Source organism: uncultured Thiodictyon sp., from assembly GCF_903946935.1.
GTDB lineage: Bacteria > Pseudomonadota > Gammaproteobacteria > Chromatiales > Chromatiaceae > Thiodictyon.
On the sequence record NZ_CAJAXH010000035.1, the window covers coordinates 1 to 17952 of the forward strand.

12 protein-coding genes are annotated in these 17952 nt (G+C 69.1%); 8 read left to right on the forward strand and 4 right to left on the reverse strand.

Translation table 11 applies throughout. The features are described 5' to 3' along the window. The first annotated feature begins 174 nt into the window (after window positions 1–174). The 4 genes from QZX93_RS03860 (at window position 175) to QZX93_RS03875 (ending at window position 8328) form a co-directional block, all read left to right on the forward strand. On the forward strand, window positions 175–3423 hold the full coding sequence (locus tag QZX93_RS03860; RefSeq protein WP_295391926.1) for a CHAT domain-containing protein: 3249 nt from the start codon (window positions 175–177) through the stop codon (window positions 3421–3423). A gap of 76 nt (window positions 3424–3499) precedes the next feature. Then, window positions 3500–3868 carry a hypothetical protein gene (locus QZX93_RS03865; RefSeq protein WP_295391924.1) on the forward strand — a complete coding sequence of 123 codons (369 nt, stop codon included), beginning with the start codon at window positions 3500–3502 and terminating at the stop codon, window positions 3866–3868. A gap of 290 nt (window positions 3869–4158) precedes the next feature. Further along, entirely contained in the window at window positions 4159–5400 is a 1242-nt protein-coding gene (locus tag QZX93_RS03870; RefSeq protein ID WP_295391922.1) for a DUF1015 domain-containing protein, read from the forward strand. Between the two features lie 24 nt (window positions 5401–5424). Further along, a complete protein-coding gene (locus QZX93_RS03875; RefSeq protein WP_295394388.1) occupies window positions 5425–8328 on the forward strand; it encodes a response regulator in 2904 nt (967 codons plus the stop codon). A 248-nt stretch (window positions 8329–8576) separates the two neighbouring features. Here the strand turns inward: QZX93_RS03875 and QZX93_RS03880 are convergent, their stop codons facing one another. Genes QZX93_RS03880 through QZX93_RS03890 form a run of 3 tightly spaced genes read right to left on the reverse strand, consistent with a single transcriptional unit; the run spans window position 8577 to window position 13772 of the window. After that, the gene (locus QZX93_RS03880; protein WP_295391918.1) at window positions 8577–9884 is read right to left on the reverse strand and encodes a DUF4340 domain-containing protein; all 1308 of its coding nucleotides are present in this window, start codon (window positions 9882–9884) and stop codon (window positions 8577–8579) included. A 2-nt stretch (window positions 9885–9886) separates the two neighbouring features. Beyond that, on the reverse strand, window positions 9887–12817 hold the full coding sequence (locus QZX93_RS03885) for a Gldg family protein (protein ID WP_295391916.1): 2931 nt from the start codon (window positions 12815–12817) through the stop codon (window positions 9887–9889). Beyond that, window positions 12810–13772: an ATP-binding cassette domain-containing protein gene (locus QZX93_RS03890; RefSeq protein ID WP_295391914.1), complete on the reverse strand. Its 963-nt coding sequence runs from the start codon at window positions 13770–13772 to the stop codon at window positions 12810–12812. The genes QZX93_RS03885 and QZX93_RS03890 overlap by 8 nt, the downstream gene beginning before the upstream one ends. A gap of 578 nt (window positions 13773–14350) precedes the next feature. Here QZX93_RS03890 and QZX93_RS03895 point away from each other — a divergent pair. The 4 genes from QZX93_RS03895 to QZX93_RS03910 all read left to right on the forward strand — a co-directional run bounded on the left by QZX93_RS03895 (window position 14351) and on the right by QZX93_RS03910 (window position 16188). Further along, window positions 14351–15166, forward strand: a complete 816-nt coding sequence (locus QZX93_RS03895) for a formylglycine-generating enzyme family protein (protein ID WP_295391912.1) — start codon at window positions 14351–14353, stop codon at window positions 15164–15166. Between the two features lie 104 nt (window positions 15167–15270). Then, on the forward strand, window positions 15271–15594 hold the full coding sequence (locus tag QZX93_RS03900; RefSeq protein ID WP_295391910.1) for a hypothetical protein: 324 nt from the start codon (window positions 15271–15273) through the stop codon (window positions 15592–15594). Between the two features lie 68 nt (window positions 15595–15662). After that, window positions 15663–15932 (forward strand): DUF4160 domain-containing protein, encoded by a 270-nt coding sequence (locus QZX93_RS03905; protein ID WP_295391908.1) that lies wholly within the window; start codon window positions 15663–15665, stop codon window positions 15930–15932. Window positions 15933–15942: 10 nt separating this feature from the next. Beyond that, on the forward strand, window positions 15943–16188 hold the full coding sequence (locus QZX93_RS03910; protein WP_295391906.1) for a DUF2442 domain-containing protein: 246 nt from the start codon (window positions 15943–15945) through the stop codon (window positions 16186–16188). 4 nt (window positions 16189–16192) lie between these two features. Here the strand turns inward: QZX93_RS03910 and QZX93_RS03915 are convergent, their stop codons facing one another. Then, window positions 16193–17689 (reverse strand): CapA family protein, encoded by a 1497-nt coding sequence (locus QZX93_RS03915; RefSeq protein WP_295391904.1) that lies wholly within the window; start codon window positions 17687–17689, stop codon window positions 16193–16195. Window positions 17690–17952: the final 263 nt, after the last annotated feature.

Sequence of the window (17952 nt, forward strand, 5' to 3'; positions counted from 1 at the left end):
GACAACTGCTCTTTCTAGCAGGCTGTCGGACTTAGTGATGCAACCGATTGAATGCAAAGAGTTTCCTCTTTTGCGCCAAAAAGTCGTTTTCCTGTTTAATCAATCGGTTACGCCATCAAGTCCGACAGGCTGCTAGGATCATCGCACCAGGTGCAGGGTAACAGGAGCCCCCTCATGTCCGCGACCGTCCTGATCGAAGTCGCCGGCTTTCGCTTCCTGGACGGCACCGTGCCGGTCGGCCCCGCCCGCGCGCTCGACGCCGCGGCCCTGGGGGAGCTGCGCTCGCTCGCCGCCCGCTACTGGTCGCTGGAGCAGCGCCCGGACGCGGCGGCGGCCCTGGCCATCGGCCGGGATTTCTACCGCAGCGAACTGGACTACGAGAACGAGGAGGCGGCCATCCTCACGGCCGTCGGCGACACCGGCCTGGACCTGCTGGTGGATGAGAGCGGCGAGGCGTCCGCGCTCGCCCGGCACCTGGCCGAGGTCGGGGGGCTCCCGGTGCTGCACCTCTCCTGCCACGGACACCACGCCTGGCGCGACGGCCCGGGGTCCGACCCCAGGCCCGTCCTCCTGCTGGAGGACGGCGGCTACGGCCAGGCGCCGACCGACGCCGCGGCCCTGGTGCGCGCGCTGCAATCGGCGCGGCCCCGGCTCCTGTTCCTCTCGGCGTGTCTGAGTGCCGCCGCGCCCGAGCGCCCGGGCACGGCCCTGCCGCCCGGCCCCGGGGCCAAGGCGGGTCCGGGGCCGGCCGCGGCCGGGGGCCTGGCCTGCCCGCTCGCCGCCGCCCTGGTCCAGGCCGGCCTGCCCGCCGTCATCGGCTGGGATGGCGCGGTCGCGGACATCGCGGCCACCCGCTTTGCCGCCCGGCTTTACCGCCGACTCGCCGACGGCGTCCCGTTGGCGCTCGCCGTCGCCGAGGCCCGCCTGGCCCTGCTCGCGGACCCGGACCCCGGGGTCAGCCGCCACTGGCACCACGCGCGGCTCTGGCTCGGCGACCAGGGGTCGGGACTCGCCGCGCTGGTGGGCGGCGGGCGCAAGCGCTCGCTGCGGCCCGCCACCCACGACCAGAAGGAATTCCTCGGCAAGGAGGTCCCGGTGGCCGCCCATGCCCTCTTCGTCGGGCGCCGTCGCGAGATCCAGCAGGCCCTGCGGGTGCTGGAGGGTGGCGACCATGCCGGGGTTCTGATCACCGGCATGGGCCGGCTCGGCAAGTCCAGCCTGGCGGCGCGCATCGTCAACCGCCTGAGCGCCGGCCGGGCGCTCGCCGTCCTGCACGGGCGCTTCGGCGTCCGCGACCTGCTGGAGCGCCTGGCCGAGGCCCTGCACCCCCACGCGGCGGCCCGCGACTGCCTGCGCGCCGGCGAGGCGCTGGTGCGCGCCGCCGCAGAGACCGGTCCGGAGGCCGCCGTGCAGGCGCTCGGCGACCTGCTGACCGACCTGCTGAGCGGCCCCTGCCGGGAGCGCGGCCCCTGCCGGGAGCGCGGCCCCGCGGCCCCGGCCCTGCTCCTGGTCCTCGACGACTTCGAGCAGTTGCTGGAGGAGGCCCCCGGGGTGCGTCCGGTGCGCACCGCGCAGGCGGGGCTCATCGCCGCCATCCTGGGCGCCTTCGACCCGGCCACGACCGACAGCCGGCTCATCGTCACCAGCCGTTTCCCCTTTCGGCTGACCACGGGGCGCGCGGACCTCGCCGGGCGGCTCGCGCGCATCGAACTGCCGAGCTTCCAGCCGACCACCGAGCGCAAGCTCCTGCTGCGCCAGGAACAGTCGGCCACGCCCGCCCGGCTCGCCGCCGTCACGGCCCCGGCGGACGACCTGCTGTCCCGCGCCCTGGCCGCCGCCCGCGGCAACCCCGGGCTGCAAGACCTCCTGATCACCCGGCTGCTGCTCAACGCGGCCGTCCCGCTCCCAGCCGCCGCGGAGGCGCTCGCCCAGATGGAGGCGTATCTCGCGGGCGGTGACCTCCCCGGGGACGAGACCGTGCGCGCCCTGCTGGAGGGGATCGCGGTCGATGCACTGATCGCCCTGGCCGGCGACGGCGGCCGGGTCCTGCTCCAGGCCATGGGCCTGTGCGACCTGCCGGTGCCGCGCACCCTGGCGGCTGAACTCGGCGGGGACCTGCAACGCCTCACCGACCTGGCCCTGGCCGAGCCCGGCGAGGACCCGGTCACCGGCGCCCGCGACGCGGTGCGCCTGAGCCCGCTGGCGCGCGCCCGGCTGCCGGCCCTGGGCGAGGCGGACCGGGCCGCGGTGGCGCGCCTGGCCGTCGGACCACTGTATGCCGCCTGGGGCGGTGCCGGGGGCGAGCGGCCCTGGGTGGCCGACTGGCAGCTCGGCGCGCTGGCACTCGCCGCCCGGGATGCCCTGATCGCCGCCGACTGCGGGGCCGCGACCATCTGCTGGCTGGAGGATGCCAGCTATGCGGCGGCGGCCGGGTTCGCCGGTGAACTGGTCGGGCTGATCGAGGGCGCCGGGGAGCCGCTGCCGCCCCTGCTGGTGGCCCAGGCGGCACGGGTGATCGGCGCCGCGGGGAACGGATCCGGCGCGGATGCGCTGCTGGCGCAAAGGGTAGCGGCGCTGGGGCGGGGCGGGGGGGAGATCGAGGCCGGCGCGCTCCTGCTGATCGACGCGCATGCCAGCCGGCTGTTTCAGCGCGGGGACCTCGACGCGGCACTGCGCATCCGGAGAGAGGTGGAACTTCCGGTGTACCAGCGCTTGGGCGACGTGCGCTCCAAGGCCGTCACCGAGGGCCAGATTGCCGATATACTTACTGTCAGAGGTGACATCGGCGAGGCCCTGCGCATCCGCACCGAGGAGCAACTGCCGGTCTACGAGCGCTTGGGCGACCTGCGCGCGAAGGCTATCACCCAGGGCAAGATCGCCGACATCTTCAAGGCTCGCGGGGACCTCGACGCGGCGCTGCCTATCTATACCGATGAGGAACTGCCGGTCTACCAGCGCTTAGGCGACCTGCGCTTAGAGGCCGTATGTCAAGGCAAGATCGCCGATATCCTTCAGACCCGCGGGGACCTCGACGAGGCCCTGCGCATCCGTACCGCGGAGCAACTGCCGGTCTACGAGCGTCTGGGCGACGTGTGCGAGAAGGCCATATGCCAGGGCAGGATCGCCGAAATACTGGCGGCCCGCGGGGACCTCGACGCGGCACTGAGCATCCGCACCCTGGATGAACTGCCCGTCTACGAGCGCCTGGGCGACGTGCGGGAACTCCTCGCTTGCCGTACCAACATCGCGATCATATTGCTGAAGCGCTTGGCCCAGACCGGCCGCCGCGAGGATGCCCCGGAGGCCAACCGGCTGCTCTGTCTGGCACTCGCCGAGGCCCGCCGTCTGCGCCTCCCGATGGAGGCCGGAGAGATCGAGTCGATCCTGCAACAGGTCGGGATGCAGTGCCCGGACCCGTCCTGACCCCGGGCGCGCCGCCCGCCCCAACCCGTCCCAACCACCCCGGCAGCCCCGGGGCCACCCACGGAGACCCCAAGCGATGCGAGACCTGGAACTGATCCTGACCGGCGCCGCGCCCGAGGCGGCGGCGCGTACACTGGCCGCGGCACTGGACGACGCGGGCCTGACGCTCACCCCGCGCCCGCTCCCCGCCGCCGCCCCCGGCCACAAGGCGGTGGACCCGGTGGCGGTCGCCGGCCTGATCCTGGCGATCCCGGGTGCGGTGCTCACCGTGCTGGACATCGCCGACCGCATCGCCAAGCGCCGCCGCGCCAAGGCCCTGGTGGAGGCCGCTGCGCGCATCCGCATCGAGCACCGGGTGGAGGTCCTGACCGTCACCCTGGACGGCAACCGCCCGCTCGCCGACCTGGACCCGGACGCCCTGTTGGAACTGGTCGGGCGGGACTGATCCGCACCCGACCCCGCCGGGGGGTATAGTGTGTCGGCCTTTTCGCCCTCGTCCCCACGCGCCGCGTCAATGCCATTAAGTTAAGCGCCGACGGCTCGGCTTCTCGTTCCCACGCTCCCGCGTGGGAATGCCGCGCAGGCGCTCTGCGTCCGGGCTAGCTATTGGACGCGGAGCGCCCGCACTTGCTCCCACGCAGGAGCGTGGGAGCCAGGTCGCCTTAACTTAATCGCAGTGACGCGGCGCGTGGGGACCAGATCGGCTACGACTTTGTGATTGCCGGATTTTGGATCATGCACCTGATTGCCCCCTTCGCCGGTCTGCGCCCGGCCCCCGGACGCGCGGCCGAGCTGCTCGCCCCTCCTTATGACGTGATGGACGCCGATGAGGCGCGCGCCCTGGTCGCCGGGCGCCCCTGGAGTTTTCTGCACCTGTCGCGCCCGGAGGTGGACCTGTCGCCGGACCTGGACCCCTATGACCCGGCCTGCTATGCCCAGGCCGTGGCAACCCTGGAGCGCATGCGCTCGGCGGGCCTGCTGGAGCGCGATGGGCGCCCCTGCTATTACGTCTATCGGCTGACGCGCGGGCCGCAGGTCCAGACCGGGCTGGTGCTGGCGGCCTCGCTCGCGGCCTATCGCGCCGGGCGGATCCGACGGCACGAGGTCACCCTGGCCGCCAAGGAGGACGACCGGGTGCAACAGATCGCGGCCCTGAACGCCCAGACCGGCCCGGCCTTCCTGATCCATCGCCGCGACCCGGCGATTGACGACACTCTGGCGGCCGTCGCCCAGGGCACACCGGCGATCGACACCCTGGCCGCGGACGGGGTGCGGCATACACTCTGGGCGGTAGCGGACCAGCCGACCATCGACCGACTCACGGCCGGCTTCGATGCGCAAGAGCGGCTCTATATCGCCGACGGTCACCACCGCACCTCTGCCGCCGAGCGCATCGGCGCCGCGCGCCAGGCGGCCAACCCGCAGCATACCGGCGCCGAGTCCTACAACCGCTTCCTGGCCGTCAGCTTCCCGGGCGATGAACTCCAGGTGCTGGCCGTCAACCGGCTGGTGCGCGATCTCAATGGGCTGGACGCGGCGGCCTTCCTGCGGCAGGTCGCGGAACGCTTTAGGGTGGTCGGCAGTGCCGTGCCGGTTGCGCCCACGCAGCCCGGCGAGTTCGGCCTATACCTGGACGGCGCCTGGTCGCGTCTCACGCTGGACCCGGAGCGCGTCCCGCGGCACGACCCGGTGGCCCGCCTGGACGTGCGCCTGCTCCAGGACCAGTTGCTGACCCCGATCCTGGGCCTGGGTGACCCCCGACACGATCCGCGCATCGACTTCGTCGGCGGTATCCGCGGTCTGGGCGGGCTGGTCCAGCCGGTGGACAGCGGTATCATGCGCGTGGCCTTCTCGCTGTATCCCACCCCGCTGGCGGACCTGATCGCGGTGGCGGACCTGGGCGAGACCATGCCGCCCAAATGTACCTGGTTCGAGACCAAGCTGGCGGATGGGATGGTCAGCCTGGTCCTGGACTGACGGCGCCGATCTGGAGAATCCACGATGACCGATGACCATTCACTTCCACGCGGGGCGGGGAACTCCGGCTGGCGGCGCCTGCTGCTGGCCGTGGGTATCGTCATCGTGCTGTGGCTCTTGGCGGCCTGGCAGATTGCCGGTGTCCTCACTGAGCGGCGGGCGCACGACTCGCTGGCCGCGGGGCAGCGGCGTCTGGAGCAAAACCTGTCCGGGTTGTCGGTGGGTGTGGCCAACCAACTCAAGCTGATTCACGGGATTCCGGCCGCCTTGGGGCGCAGTCGTGAGATCGCGGAGATGCTCGAGCGTGCTCCCGATACCGCCGGGGCCGCACCGCTGCCGGTTGCACAACGACGCGCGCAATGGACCCTCGACCCGGTTCTGCACCCGGTCGACCAGTTGTTGGAGCGGTCGGCGGCCGATATGGCGATATTGAGCGTCATCTGGGTGATGAACCTCGATGGCTATTGCATCGCCGCCAGCAATTGGCCGCTGGTCGAAAGCTTTATCGGCACGGACTACCATGACCGGGACTATTTCAGTCAGGCGATGGCCGGCGGCCTCGGTCAACAATTTGCCGTCGGGCGCAAGACCGGCATCCCCGGACTGTTCTTTTCCGCCCCGGTCGAGGACGATGGTCGGGTGCTGGGCGTCATTGCCGGTAAGATCGATCTGTCGGTGCTGAGCCATTGGCTCGGACAAGCGGACTCATTCATCGCCGATCGCTTCGGGGTGGTGATTCTCGCCAGAGATAAGACGCTGGAATTCAGTGCATTACCTGGTAATACCCTGGGCACGCTGAGTGCTAAAGCGACCGAGTCACGCTATGCCAGGAAGGACTTGAAGGCGCTGCCTATCGAGCCCTGGGGCGATCCCCGTTATCCCCAGTTGATACGTTTCAATGGCGGTGAGGCGCCGGTGTTGCTCGCCCAGTCGTCATTGCCGCAGGAGGGGGTCAGCGTGTATGTCACTGAGGCCCAGCCCGATATCCTCGTCCTCGATCGGGATCGTCAGTGGCTGGCGCTCTTGCTGGCGCTGCTGGGGAGCGCTGTGATCGGCTGCGTGGTGGCGGTCTGGATCTATGTCCGGCAGATTACCCAGGCCCGCCACGCCTTGAGCGTGCAGCTGGTCGAGCTCAATCAGGCCAAGGAGGCGGCCGAGGCGGCCAATATCGCCAAGAGTCAGTTTCTGGCCAGCATGAGTCATGAGATTCGCACCCCGATGAATGGCGTGCTGGGGATGTTGGAGCTGCTCAAGGGGACTGAATTGAGTGCCGAGCAGGGGCATTATGTAGACGGCGGAATCGCCTCCGCCGAGGGGCTATTGGATGTCATCGGGGGCGTGCTGGACTTCTCCAAGATCGACGCCGGTCGGATGGAGCTTGAACATGCCGTGTTCAACCTCCCGGAGTTGGCGGAGGAGACCATGCAGATGCTCGCGGGTAAGGCCCTGGCCAAGGGCCTGGAGGCGATCTGCGATGTCGCGGCACAGGTGCCCACCGCCGTCATCGGCGACCCCACCCGGTTGCGCCAGGTGCTGGTCAACCTGATCGGTAACGCCATCAAATTTACCGAGCAGGGCGAGGTGGGGTTGCGGGTCTGGCTGGAGCCGTCAGCGGCCGCGCCCCAGCGCATCGGGTTCGCGGTCTCCGACACCGGTATCGGGGTGGACCCGGCGGCGCGCGCGCACATCTTCGAGGCCTTCCGTCAGGCCGACAACACGACCACCCGCCGTTTTGGCGGTACCGGTCTGGGGCTCGCCATCAGCAACCAACTGGTGCAGATGATGGGCGGCAGCCTGGAGCTGGAGAGCCCCCCGGGGCAGGGTAGCCGCTTTTGCTTCGTGATCCCCTTGGAGGCTGCCCCGGCGGCGGCGGCCCCGCCCTGGCGCCCGGGGGACGTGGAGGTCTTGGCCGGGCGGCGCGTCCTGATCGTCGACGACAACGCCACCAATCGGCTCTATTTGAGTGGTCTATGCCGCGCCTGGGCGATGGTGTCCGAGGAAGCGGCGAGCGGCCCGGCGGCCCTGGAGCGACTGGCCGCGGCGCAGGCCGCCGGGGTGCCCTTCGAGCTGGTCCTGCTGGACCGGATGATGCCGGACGTGGATGGGTTCGAGGTCCTCACCCGGCTGCGCGCGGACCCGGCCGGGCGCAAGATTCGGGTGGTCATGCAGACCTCGATGGACGAGGTGGGGGAGGGGCGCCGCGCGCGCGCGCTCGGCGCCGACGACGCCTTGGTCAAGCCCGTGCGGCGCCGTCCGCTCTTGGAGTCGCTGTCGCGCCTCTTCGGTGGTGCCGCCGCGGAGCCCGCCGTGGGGGTGCGCAGCCCCGAGCGCATCCGACTCGACGGTTGCCTGATCCTGGCCGTGGAGGACAACAACATCAATCAGCAAGTCCTGCGCGGCATCCTCAATCGGGCGGGCTGCCGCGTCCAGGTGGCCAGCGACGGGGCCGAGGCCCTGGAGATCCTGACCCAGCGGGCCTTCGACGTGGTGCTGATGGACTGCGAGATGCCGGTGCTGGACGGGTTGTCCGCCACCCGGGCCTTGCGTGAGCATGAGCGCCGGCGCGCCAACGGCAGACACCAGGTGGTGGTGGCCCTGACCGCCCACACCTTCGCGGCGGAGCGGGACCGTTGTCTGGCGGCCGGGATGGACGATTATCTATCCAAGCCGATCCGTGCCCCCGACCTGCTCGCCACCCTGGACCGCTGGTGGACCCGCGTCGCGCCGGCCACGCCAGCGGCGGCGGAGCCGGCCCCGCCGGTGGGCGCCATGCCCGCGGCTGGGTCGCCGTCCGTACCGCCGGGCGAGGCCCAGTCCGCCCCCCCGCTCGACGCGCGGGTCATTGCCGACCTGGAGACCGAGACCGGCCGCGTCCTGCCGGCGCTCGCGCAGTTGCGGGAGACCGGGGGCGGCGACGCGCCATGCTGATGGCCCCCCGCGACCAGCCCTACCGCGCCCGGGTGGTGGACGACGACCCGGTGCTGCGCGGATCGCCATCCATCAATTGGCCGTCCTCTTCATCGACCTGGACGGTTTCAAGGGGATCAACGACTTCTCGGTGAGGAACGAGCTGGTCGGTTCCTCGCAAGCGGCCGTGGCCTCGTCGCGGCTGAAGCCGCACCCACGGGAGATAGGGTAGGAGCGGGGGCGGGATGCCCCCGATCCTTTTCGTCGGGCTAGTTGGCGGCGGGTGCGGGCGGCGTCTGGTCCTTCGCGGCGGGTGCCGCCATGTCACCGTCCTGCGTATCCGCCGGTGCATCCTGGTCTTCGGCGGGCGCCACATCGCCCTCTGACTCGGCCTCCGGCGGGGCCTCGTCGCCCTCGGTCGCGGCGTCCGGTGTCGGCTCGTCGCCGGCCGGCGCATCCGCATCCTCTATCCCGGCCTCCAGCGGGACCGGCTCAGCGGCTGGCGCATTCGCGTCCGGCGTTCCGAGCGCTGGCGGGGCCTGATCGCCGGCCGGCGCACCCGGCGCCGGGCCGCCCGTTGCCGCTCCCTGTGGCGCGGCGGCCGGCGGTGCGACCTTGGGTGCGATGCCTAGCAGCTTGTCGCGGTTCAGCCCGAGCAGCCCCTCCAGGTCAAACTCCGAGAGCTTGAAATACCAGGGCCGGTCGCCGGCCTTGAGCACATAGTCCTTGCTATCCTTGGCCTGGGCGATGCGATAGACGTGGCGGCTGCCGTCGGCCAGTTGCACCGTCAGGTCCAGCGCCGGGGTGGCCAGGTTGTATTCTGGCTTGTCCTCGATGCCCAGCACGCCGCGATAGCCCAGGTTGCCGACGCGCGCCAGCAGGCCGGTGACGGCCGCGGCAGTCGGCTTGTCGGTGGTGCCGGCCAGGTGCCAGCCGTCCTTGTCCTTGGTCAGAGTCCAGTCGGCGGTGGCGATCGAGTCGATCTTCTCCTCATCCAGTTTCAGGGTGTCACGCTGCAACCAGTCATCGCGGCGGTTGGAAACCTCGAACAGCGGCAGGTCGAGATCGTAGACCGCGGCATCGCCGGCCGGGCGGGCGAACTCGCGCTTGAACCCGGGCGAGTCGCCCAGGAGCAGGGTGGCGACCGGCTTGCCGCCCGCCTCCAGGGTCAGCTTGCGCTCGAATCCATCGTCCGCCACCTTGTGCCGCCGCTGGGCGGCCGCGCTGGTGGCGACCGGCAGCGGGCGCTTGAGCCCGGCCAGCTTGTCCAGCAGCGCCTCGACCTTGGTGCCCTCGACCGGGAAGTCCTTGAGGTCCGCGATCGCCCAGCCCTGTTTGCCGCGGCTCAGGGTGAGGGTCTCGCCGGCCCCCTCAATGCGCACGCTGGCGATGGCCTTGGGGTCAAAGGTGAGCAGTCGGCCCTCCCCGACGCTCGGGTCCAGGGTGCCGCGGGCGGCCCAGGTCAGGCCGATGGCCAGGACGATCTGGGCGCCGAGCAGGATGGCCGGGTAGAAGGCCACCGGGGTGCGCAGGCTGACGAGCCAGTCGCGGACGGTGTTAGACAGGCGTGGTTCCATGATCAAGCCCTCCCTGCGGACTTGGCGGGGGTGAGATAGCGTGCCTGGGCCAGGTCACGACGGGTGCGCGCGCGGCGGGCGAGCCCATAGAGGAGCCCGAGACCGGCCAGGGCGAGCGCATAGTTCAGGTACTCGACGACCATGCGTCCCTCGCGGCTCAACGGGGTCAGGAGTCGGCTGAACTGGCCGCGCCCGCGCAGCGCCAGCAGGCCGCGGTCCTCCAGTGACCACTCGACCGCGTTCTGGATCAGCTCAATGGGTTTCAGATAGCGGCTCTGGGTCGCCTCGCTGGCCAGGCTGATGGCGGTGTCGGTGAGGAAGCTCTGCGAGCCGATCAGGATCAGGCGCGCCGTGTCCGGGGAGGACTCGATCACGCCAGCGGCCACCGCCTGTTTGCCATCGTCCTTGGCGTCCGGTTGTTCGGGCGCTGCCTTGGGGTCCGCCTTGGGGTCCGCCGGCTTGAGTGCCGCGGGGGCGGCCGCCGCCAGGGGCGAGGGCTTGCCGGCGAAGGCCGATTCAAAGCGCCCCTCCAGCGCGACGCCCAGCACCTGGGTGCCGCGATCCTTGCCGCGCGCAAAGCCGAGTTTCCCATGGGCCTTGAAGTCCGGTTGCAGCGCAGTGGAGTCGCTGGTCCAGGCCGCGGGCGAACTGTGGATCAGGGTGGTGACGGTGCGCCCCTTGGTCTTGGCGGGGTCGATCTGGATCGGCGATGACCAGTTCATGGTGAGCTGCCCCAGGTTGGCCGTGATCCCTGAGTCGGCGGCGAGGCCATCGGCACGCACGTCGGGGAAGTAGGGGTAGTCGACCATCTGCAACTCCTCCACCATGAAGCCGGCCAGGTTGCGCTGCACCGGGATCGGGAAGGGGGTGTTCTGCGGGTCGAGCACCAGCGACTTGCCCAGGGTGATGCCCTGGACCGCGAACCAGTCCTCCAACCCGGTGGTCTGGGGTCGGGCGTTGATGCCCCCGCGGCCCAGGTCTACGTTGAAGCTGGCGGCGGCCACCAGGGTGGTGCCCCCCTGCATCAGGAACTGGTCGATGGCGAACTGCTGTTTCTGATCGAGGTTTTCCGGCCCCAGGACCAGCAGCAGGTCGGTGTCCGCCGGGACTTGGCCGGACTTGAGATCGGTCTCCTTGAGGTTGAAGCCGTCACGCAGGCGCTGTTCCAACTGACCGAAGGCGGCGGATTGCCGGGGCGGCCTCCCGTATTGAGGGGCGGCCTGGGGCGGGGTATAGACCGCCAGGGTGCGCAGTACGCCCGGGGCGAAGCGTTTGATCCCGGCCTCGATGGCGCGCTGCAACCCCGCCTTGTCCAACGACTCAGGCAAGGCCACCGGCTCCGCCCGCCCGCCGGACTCCAGGACCAGATAGAAATAGAAGGGGTTCGGATTGAGCAGGCCGGCCACCATCGGCTTGAAACCGAAGCGCTCCTTCACCTCGCGGGCCAGGGCCTGGTCGGTGCCCGGGTCCTGGACCTGGAAGCTGAAACGGCCATTGGACTTGGCCTGCATCTCGGTGAGCAACGCGGTGAGATCGGTGCTAAGGCCGGGCAGGGGCTTGGGCAACTTGGCGGAGATGAAGGCACGCAGCTTCACCGGGGCCTTGAGCCCGCCGAACAGGTCGCCGCCGCCTTGATAGCCATAGAGGACCTTCTTGATGGCCCGGGTGATGTCGTACTCGGGGTTGCGCAGGCGCACGTCCAGTTCGGTCTCACCGCGCGACTTGACGTCGATCAGGTCCTGGAAGCCCAGGTGCTCGAATTGGTCGCCATATTTCACCACCACGTCGAAATAGGAATTGACCACGCCTGCCTGGTACTTGCTGGCGGTCTGGAAGGCGACTGGGTGGATGCCGTATTGCTCGCCGGCCTCCCGCTCCAGGTCCGGGTGGTCCGCCGGGTCGATGAACTCCACCCGCACCCGGCCGCCCCCGGCCACCTGATATTCCTTGAGCAGGTCGCGGATCTGGGGCACCAATGGGGCGAGCAGCGGATGGGTCTGGGCGCTGAAATAGCCGCGGATCAAGAGCGGTTCCTGGAGCTGGCCGAGATAGCCGCGGGTCGCCTCCGAGATGGTGTAGAGCTTGCCCTGGGTGAGGTCCGCCCGGGCGCTGTCGATCGAGTTGAGCCACAGATTGGCGGCCAGCAGGTTGGCGGCGGCCAGCACAGTGAACAGTGTGAGTCGGCGATGCCCCTCGGGCTTGTCGCTGTCGGCCGCCCAGCGCAGGCGCTCCAGGCTGTAGGTGGTGAGCGCCAGGAAGGTGCCGACGATGCTGATGTAATAATAGAGGTCGCGCAGGTCGATCACCCCGCGGGTGATCGAGTCGAACCGCGAGCCGCTGCCCAGCAGGCGCAGGACCTCGGCCCCGCGGTTGCCGAACAGGTTGGTCAGTGCGTCCGCGCCCAGCAGATAGAAGATGGCGCACAGCAGCACGCTGCCGATCAGTGCCACGATGGGGTTATCGGTCCGGGAGGAGACGAAGAGCCCGATGGACAGATAGGCCGCCGCGAGCAACAGGGTGGCCACATAGGCGCCGATGACCGGACCCCAGTCGAGCGGCCCCAAGAGCGCGATGGTCGCCGGTAGCGGCAGGGTGAGTACCAGCGCGATGGCCACCAGGGCGAGCGCCGCCAGGAACTTGGCCGTCACCAGTCGCCAGGTCGGCACCGGCAGGGTGAGCAGGGTCTCCAGCGTCCCGGCGCGGCGCTCCTCGCTCCAGAGGCGCATGGTGAGCGCGGCGCAGAGGAAGATCAGCAGGACCGGCATCCACTCGAAGAGCGGGCGGGCATCGGCGATGTTGCGTGCGAAGAAGGCGGCGACCCAGAAGAACACGAAGAGACACACGGCCAGGAAGGCGCCGATAAAGATATAGGCGACCGGGGAGCCGAAGAAGACGGACAGCTCCTTGCGGGCGATGCGCAGGATGTCAGACATGGGCGGCCTCCTTGGGCGCGGCGATGGGATTGAGCGGCGCCGACTCGGAGATGGCCCGGAACAGGGCCTCCAGGTCGCGGCGCTCCGGCTCCAGTGCAAAGAGGTCCCAGCCGCGCTCAGCAACGGCACGCGCCACACCCGGGGCCGCGGTCTGGGCATCGGGTAGGGTGAGGGCGAAGCGGTGATAGGCCGAGTCGCTGTCGAGCAGGGTCGCGGCACTCACCCCCGGGATGGCGGCCAACAGTGGTTGGGCCTCTGCCGCCGGGCGATCCAGGGTCACCAAGAGGCGAGGGCTGCGCCCGACGGCGTTCAGATCGCTATCCAGCGCCAGGCGCCCGCCGCTCATGATCAGCACCCGTTGGCACACCGCCTCGACCTCTTGGAGGATGTGGGTGGAGACGATGACGGTGGCATCCCGCGCCAGCTCCTGGATCAGTTCGCGCATGTGCTGGATCTGGGTCGGGTCCAGGCCATTGGTGGGCTCGTCCAGGATCAGGATCTTCGGGCTGTGCAGGATGGCCAGTGCCACCCCCAGGCGCTGCCGGTAGCCGCGCGAGAGGGTCGCGACCTGCGCACTCGCCTTGGCCTCAAGGGCCGTGCGCTCCACCGCGCGGCGGATGGCGGCCGGGCGCTCGCCGGTCGGCAACCCGTGCAGCACCGCCTGGTACTGGAGCGAGTCCAGCACCGTCATCTCCGGGTACAGCGGGCAATTCTCCGGCAGATAGCCGACCCGGCGCTGGACCTCGCGGCGGTGCTCGGCGAGTGCGAGCCCGTCGATGCGGATGGTCCCGCCGCTCGGCTCCAGGTAGCCCGTCAGCATCTTCATGATGGTGGTCTTGCCGGCCCCGTTGTGGCCGAGCAGCCCGACGATCTCGCCGTGGCCGATGTCGAAGGAGACCTCCGACACGGCCTTGAGCGTGCCGTAGCTCCGGCTTAAGTTTCGAACCTCGATCATGCATTGACTCCCGTGTCCGGTTCTGTGGATGGGTGGCCAGGTCCGCGCGGCAGACCGGCCGAAACGTCAGGGTGCCATAGAGTCGACAGCGGCGCGGGCGGGGTCAAGTGACTAAATGTTTAGGTTCTGCCCGCGGGAGTGGCATCTGGTCGCGATCCGGCCTCGGGGGGTGCGCAGGCGCCGCGGCGCGGCCAGGTAATACCCGACTGCTTTTCTCTGTTGTCTTCTGGCTCCCACGCTCCCGCGTGGGAGCAAGTGCGGGCGCTCTGCGTCCAGTGCCAAGACCGGACGCGGAGCGCCCGCACGGCATTCCCACGCTGGAGCGTGGGAACGAGAACGTTCGTAGGGTGGATAAGGCGCGCCACAGGTGGTTTGGGATTGGGCAGGGCGGTTGGGCGCGCCGCATCCACCAGGCGCGGTGGCAGCGGGCGGGGTGGTGGATGCGCTTCGCTTATCCACCCTACGGCGGTCGGCGAATGGTGGGAGCGGACGGTTATACCTGACCGTTCGATAGCCACAACCCCGGCCTTCGCGCTACAATCCGCGACGCCTACCACAACACGAAAGGAGCTTTGCCCATGCGTCGCACCGCCCCCGTCACCCTGGCCGTCGCCTCGCTGACCCTGTTGGCGGCGGTCAGTGTCCACGCCGAGTCCCCGCCCCAGACCTATCGCAACAGCATCGGCATGACCTTCGCCTTGATTCCCGCCGGGTCCTTCACCATGGGCTGCAACCCCATTTTTGAGCGCGGCGGTAACGAACTCCCGGACCACCCGGTGCGCATCGGTGAGCCCTTTTACATGCAGACTACGGAGGTGACCCAGGAGCAGTGGATGGGGCTCATGTCCTCCAACCCCTCCAAGTTCAAGGGGAGCAGCAACCCGGTGGAGCAGGTCAGTTGGGACGACATCCAGGTGTTCCTCAAGGCGCTGAAGGACCGCGAGGGGTGCGGTGCCTGCTACCGGCTGCCCAGCGAGGCGGAGTGGGAGTACGCCTACCGCGCCGGTTCCACCAGCACCTACTACTGGGGCGACGACGCGGATTCACTGGGCCAGTATGCCTGGTATAGCCAGAACTCGGGCGAGAAGACCCACCCGGTGGGCCAGCTCAAGCCCAACGCCTGGGGGTTGTACGACATGGCCGGTAACGTCTTCGAGTGGGTGGCGGACTGTTACCATGAGAGCTACGCGGGCGCGCCGGGTAACGGATCCGCCTGGACGGGAAGTTGTTACCGGCGGAGCGATGGGGTCATGCCCCGGGTGCTGCGCGGCGGGGCTTGGGGCGACCTCCCGTACGGCTGCCGCGCCGCCTACCGCATCTACGTCACCCCCGCCGACCGCGACTACCTCGTCGGGTTCCGGGTGGTGGGAGTTGTTTCGGCGAGGACTCCGTAGCCCTTTACCCTTTTCCCCTCTTGCCTTGTGCGAGAACCTTGAGTAACGGGTAAAGCACCTGGGCACAAACAACACCAATTTAACCACACCCTGGATGGACTTCCATGAAAAAGACGCTCTTTCTGATTGGCGGACTGGCCGCCCTGATCGCGACCGGCCCGGCCCTGGCCTGCGGTATTCAAGGCTCCGCCGCGCGTACCGATGGCTCCAAGGTGGATGGCACGGCGACCGTCTCCACCAGTTGGAACAGCACCAAGGCGTATCCCAAGAACGGCGGCTATCAGCTCGATATGGGATCGTCGGCCTGTGGCCAATCGGCGGATGTCTATGTCAACGGCAACAGCCTTGGACGCCATTCGATCCCCTCCAGTGGTTATGCAACCGTCAATTTCACCTTGAAAGGCTCGTCGGATTCTCCGGTGAGGTGAGTCACCCTGGGCCGGACGGGGCAATCGCCCCGTCCGGCGCGAGGGTTCGCGATTTTTTGGAGGCGTTCATGCCGGCGATCAGCATGTTTTACGGCATCATCATTCGGATGCTGTTCATGGATACCAAGCAGCACAACCGGCCGCACATCCATGTGGAATATCAGGGGATGCAAGCGGTCTTCGCAATCCCCGAGGGCGAGTTGCTCGAAGGAGACCTCCCGTCGAAGAAGGCCCGTCAGGTCCAGGTCTGGATCGACCTGCACGAGGAGGAATTGATGGCCAACTGGTCCCTGGCGGTTCGCGGCGAGCCGGTCTTCCCGATCGACCCATTGCGTTGAGATGTCCATCATGTTTCCTGCCGTCGTCGCTGTTACCCCGGAACCCGACCACTGGTTGCACCTGACCTTCGCCAACGGCGAGCGTCGCCGCTTTGACATGACCCCCTATCTCGGCTACCCGGTCTTCCAGCGCTTGCGCAACCCCGGATTTTTCGGCCTGGCGCAGGTGGACTACGGCACCGTGACCTGGCCCGGCGAGATCGATATCGCCCCTGAGACCCTTTATGCCGAGGCGCTGCCGGAGCACCCACCATAGGCGATCATTCGCGCCCCGGATGCCTGAGGGTCTCCGCCCAAATCCCGCGACAGCCTGCGAGTGCTGCCGCATCGTCCAGCCCGGAAAAGCCGAAGCCGTTCCAGCGATAGGCGGCGATCCGGGTGCGCGTGGTCGCCGGGTCCGGCACCAGAAAGGAGTCGCCCCGGTGCAGTGCGCACAGGACTGCTGGGTCGTCCGGTGCGAGGGTGGCGTCGAGCAGCGGCCAGGCCAAAGCACTGCCGCGCCAGCGGGCAATCAGGCCCTTGGGCGCGAGTTCATAGACATACGGGCGCGGGTCATCCGCGTGATCGAGCGAGGACGGGTGGCGCTCCAGGGTCAACAGCAGGGGCGGACCCGCCGGCCCCGCGAATCGGCTTGCGTCCAGGCCCAGGAGTTCCAGCGGGCGGGTCTGCCAACGCGGTTGGTCGGACTCAAAGGCCGCGAGCGCGATCCGCGCGGGTGCGCCCGCCGTGTCCGCGGCGACTGACACCGGTCGCAACGTGAGGCCAGCCACGCTGAAAGCTGGACCTAAGGCGACGGTGCAGGCGTCGAGCGGCGAGGGGGTCTGCGCAGTCGTCGCGACCAGCCGGGGAAAGGCGTCCCCGGCCGCAGTCTGGGTGCCGATCGGGTGGCAGCGCAGTCGTCCATCGCCGATCCGGCAGTCGGCCAGTACGCCCTCTTTGGTGGACGGGTATTTCTGGTCGAAGACATGATTGCCGAGCGAATAGAAGACCGGCTTGCCGTTCAGACATTCAGCCGGTTGGACCACATGGGGATGGTGGCCGACGATCAGGTCCACGCCTTGGCTAATGAGCCAGCGCGCCGCTTGGCGCTGCTCGGTGGCGGGCCAGTCCAGCAGCTCGGTCCCCCAATGCACATAGACCACCACCAGGTTCGCCAGTCGGCGGGCCAGGCGCAGCCGCTGCGCGAGGAGCCACGACGGCAGGTTGAGGCGTCGGCCCTGCGCATCCGGCACCATCGAGAAGGCCACCAGGCCCAGGGTTACGCCGCCCAGGCGAACAAAGCGCGGCGAGCCGGCGAAGTCGATACTGTCCAATCCGGCGCGCGCCAGTGCCTCAGTGGTGGCCCTGAGCCCCGGCTCGCCCAGATCTGCGGCATGGTTGTTGGCGAGCCCCAGGGTACGAAAGCCCGCCGCGCTCAGGTATGGCACCGCGGCTGCCGGGATGGCAAAGCAGGGGCGGGGCGTCTGAGCGCAGTCGGCGCCGTCACCCACCGCGCCCTCCAGATTGCCCAGGACCCAATCGGCCTGGCGCAACAGCGGCGGCCAACCGTCCCAGGGCCCTCGGCCGGTCTTTTGCATCTGCGCCTGGACGTGGCGGGACAGGAGGATATCGCCGGTGAAGAGTAGCTGGACCTCACCGGCCACGCCCGCCAGGCCGCGGCGATCCTCTCCGGCGCTGGCCCAGAATGTGTACGGCAGCAGGACCAGGACGAACACGGTCCGCTTGAGCGTGAAAGTCGCGCCGGGAGCGCGGTCCAAGTCTCCGCCCCCCCTTGTGGGGGAGGGCGGGGTGGGGGAACGGCCGGCGCCCGCCACTTTCAACGGAATACGCACTTTCATCCTAAATCCGGAACTTGCTCACGCCAAGGCGCCAAGACGCCACGAAAAATCAAGAGTATGTGGACAGCATCCGAATCACCCGACGGGTGAGTTACCACGCGGCGATAACGCATTGTTAACCCTTGGCGAGCTTGGCGCCTTGGCGTGAGAACTGCTTTTTCCAGGTTCATCGTTCGAGGTGG

What these genes read in the sequence shown, in the direction of transcription:
- QZX93_RS03880 (WP_295391918.1), bottom strand. Translation starts at nt 9,884, where the DNA reads ATGGAACCACGCCTGTCTAACACCGTCCGCGACTGGCTCGTCAGCCTG.
- QZX93_RS03890 (WP_295391914.1), bottom strand. Translation starts at nt 13,772, where the DNA reads ATGATCGAGGTTCGAAACTTAAGCCGGAGCTACGGCACGCTCAAGGCC.
- QZX93_RS03865 (WP_295391924.1), top strand. Translation starts at nt 3,500, where the DNA reads ATGCGAGACCTGGAACTGATCCTGACCGGCGCCGCGCCCGAGGCGGCG.
- QZX93_RS03905 (WP_295391908.1), top strand. Translation starts at nt 15,663, where the DNA reads ATGCCGGCGATCAGCATGTTTTACGGCATCATCATTCGGATGCTGTTC.
- QZX93_RS03870 (WP_295391922.1), top strand. Translation starts at nt 4,159, where the DNA reads ATGCACCTGATTGCCCCCTTCGCCGGTCTGCGCCCGGCCCCCGGACGC.
- QZX93_RS03910 (WP_295391906.1), top strand. Translation starts at nt 15,943, where the DNA reads ATGTTTCCTGCCGTCGTCGCTGTTACCCCGGAACCCGACCACTGGTTG.
- QZX93_RS03900 (WP_295391910.1), top strand. Translation starts at nt 15,271, where the DNA reads ATGAAAAAGACGCTCTTTCTGATTGGCGGACTGGCCGCCCTGATCGCG.
- QZX93_RS03860 (WP_295391926.1), top strand. Translation starts at nt 175, where the DNA reads ATGTCCGCGACCGTCCTGATCGAAGTCGCCGGCTTTCGCTTCCTGGAC.
- QZX93_RS03875 (WP_295394388.1), top strand. Translation starts at nt 5,425, where the DNA reads ATGACCGATGACCATTCACTTCCACGCGGGGCGGGGAACTCCGGCTGG.
- QZX93_RS03895 (WP_295391912.1), top strand. Translation starts at nt 14,351, where the DNA reads ATGCGTCGCACCGCCCCCGTCACCCTGGCCGTCGCCTCGCTGACCCTG.
- QZX93_RS03885 (WP_295391916.1), bottom strand. Translation starts at nt 12,817, where the DNA reads ATGTCTGACATCCTGCGCATCGCCCGCAAGGAGCTGTCCGTCTTCTTC.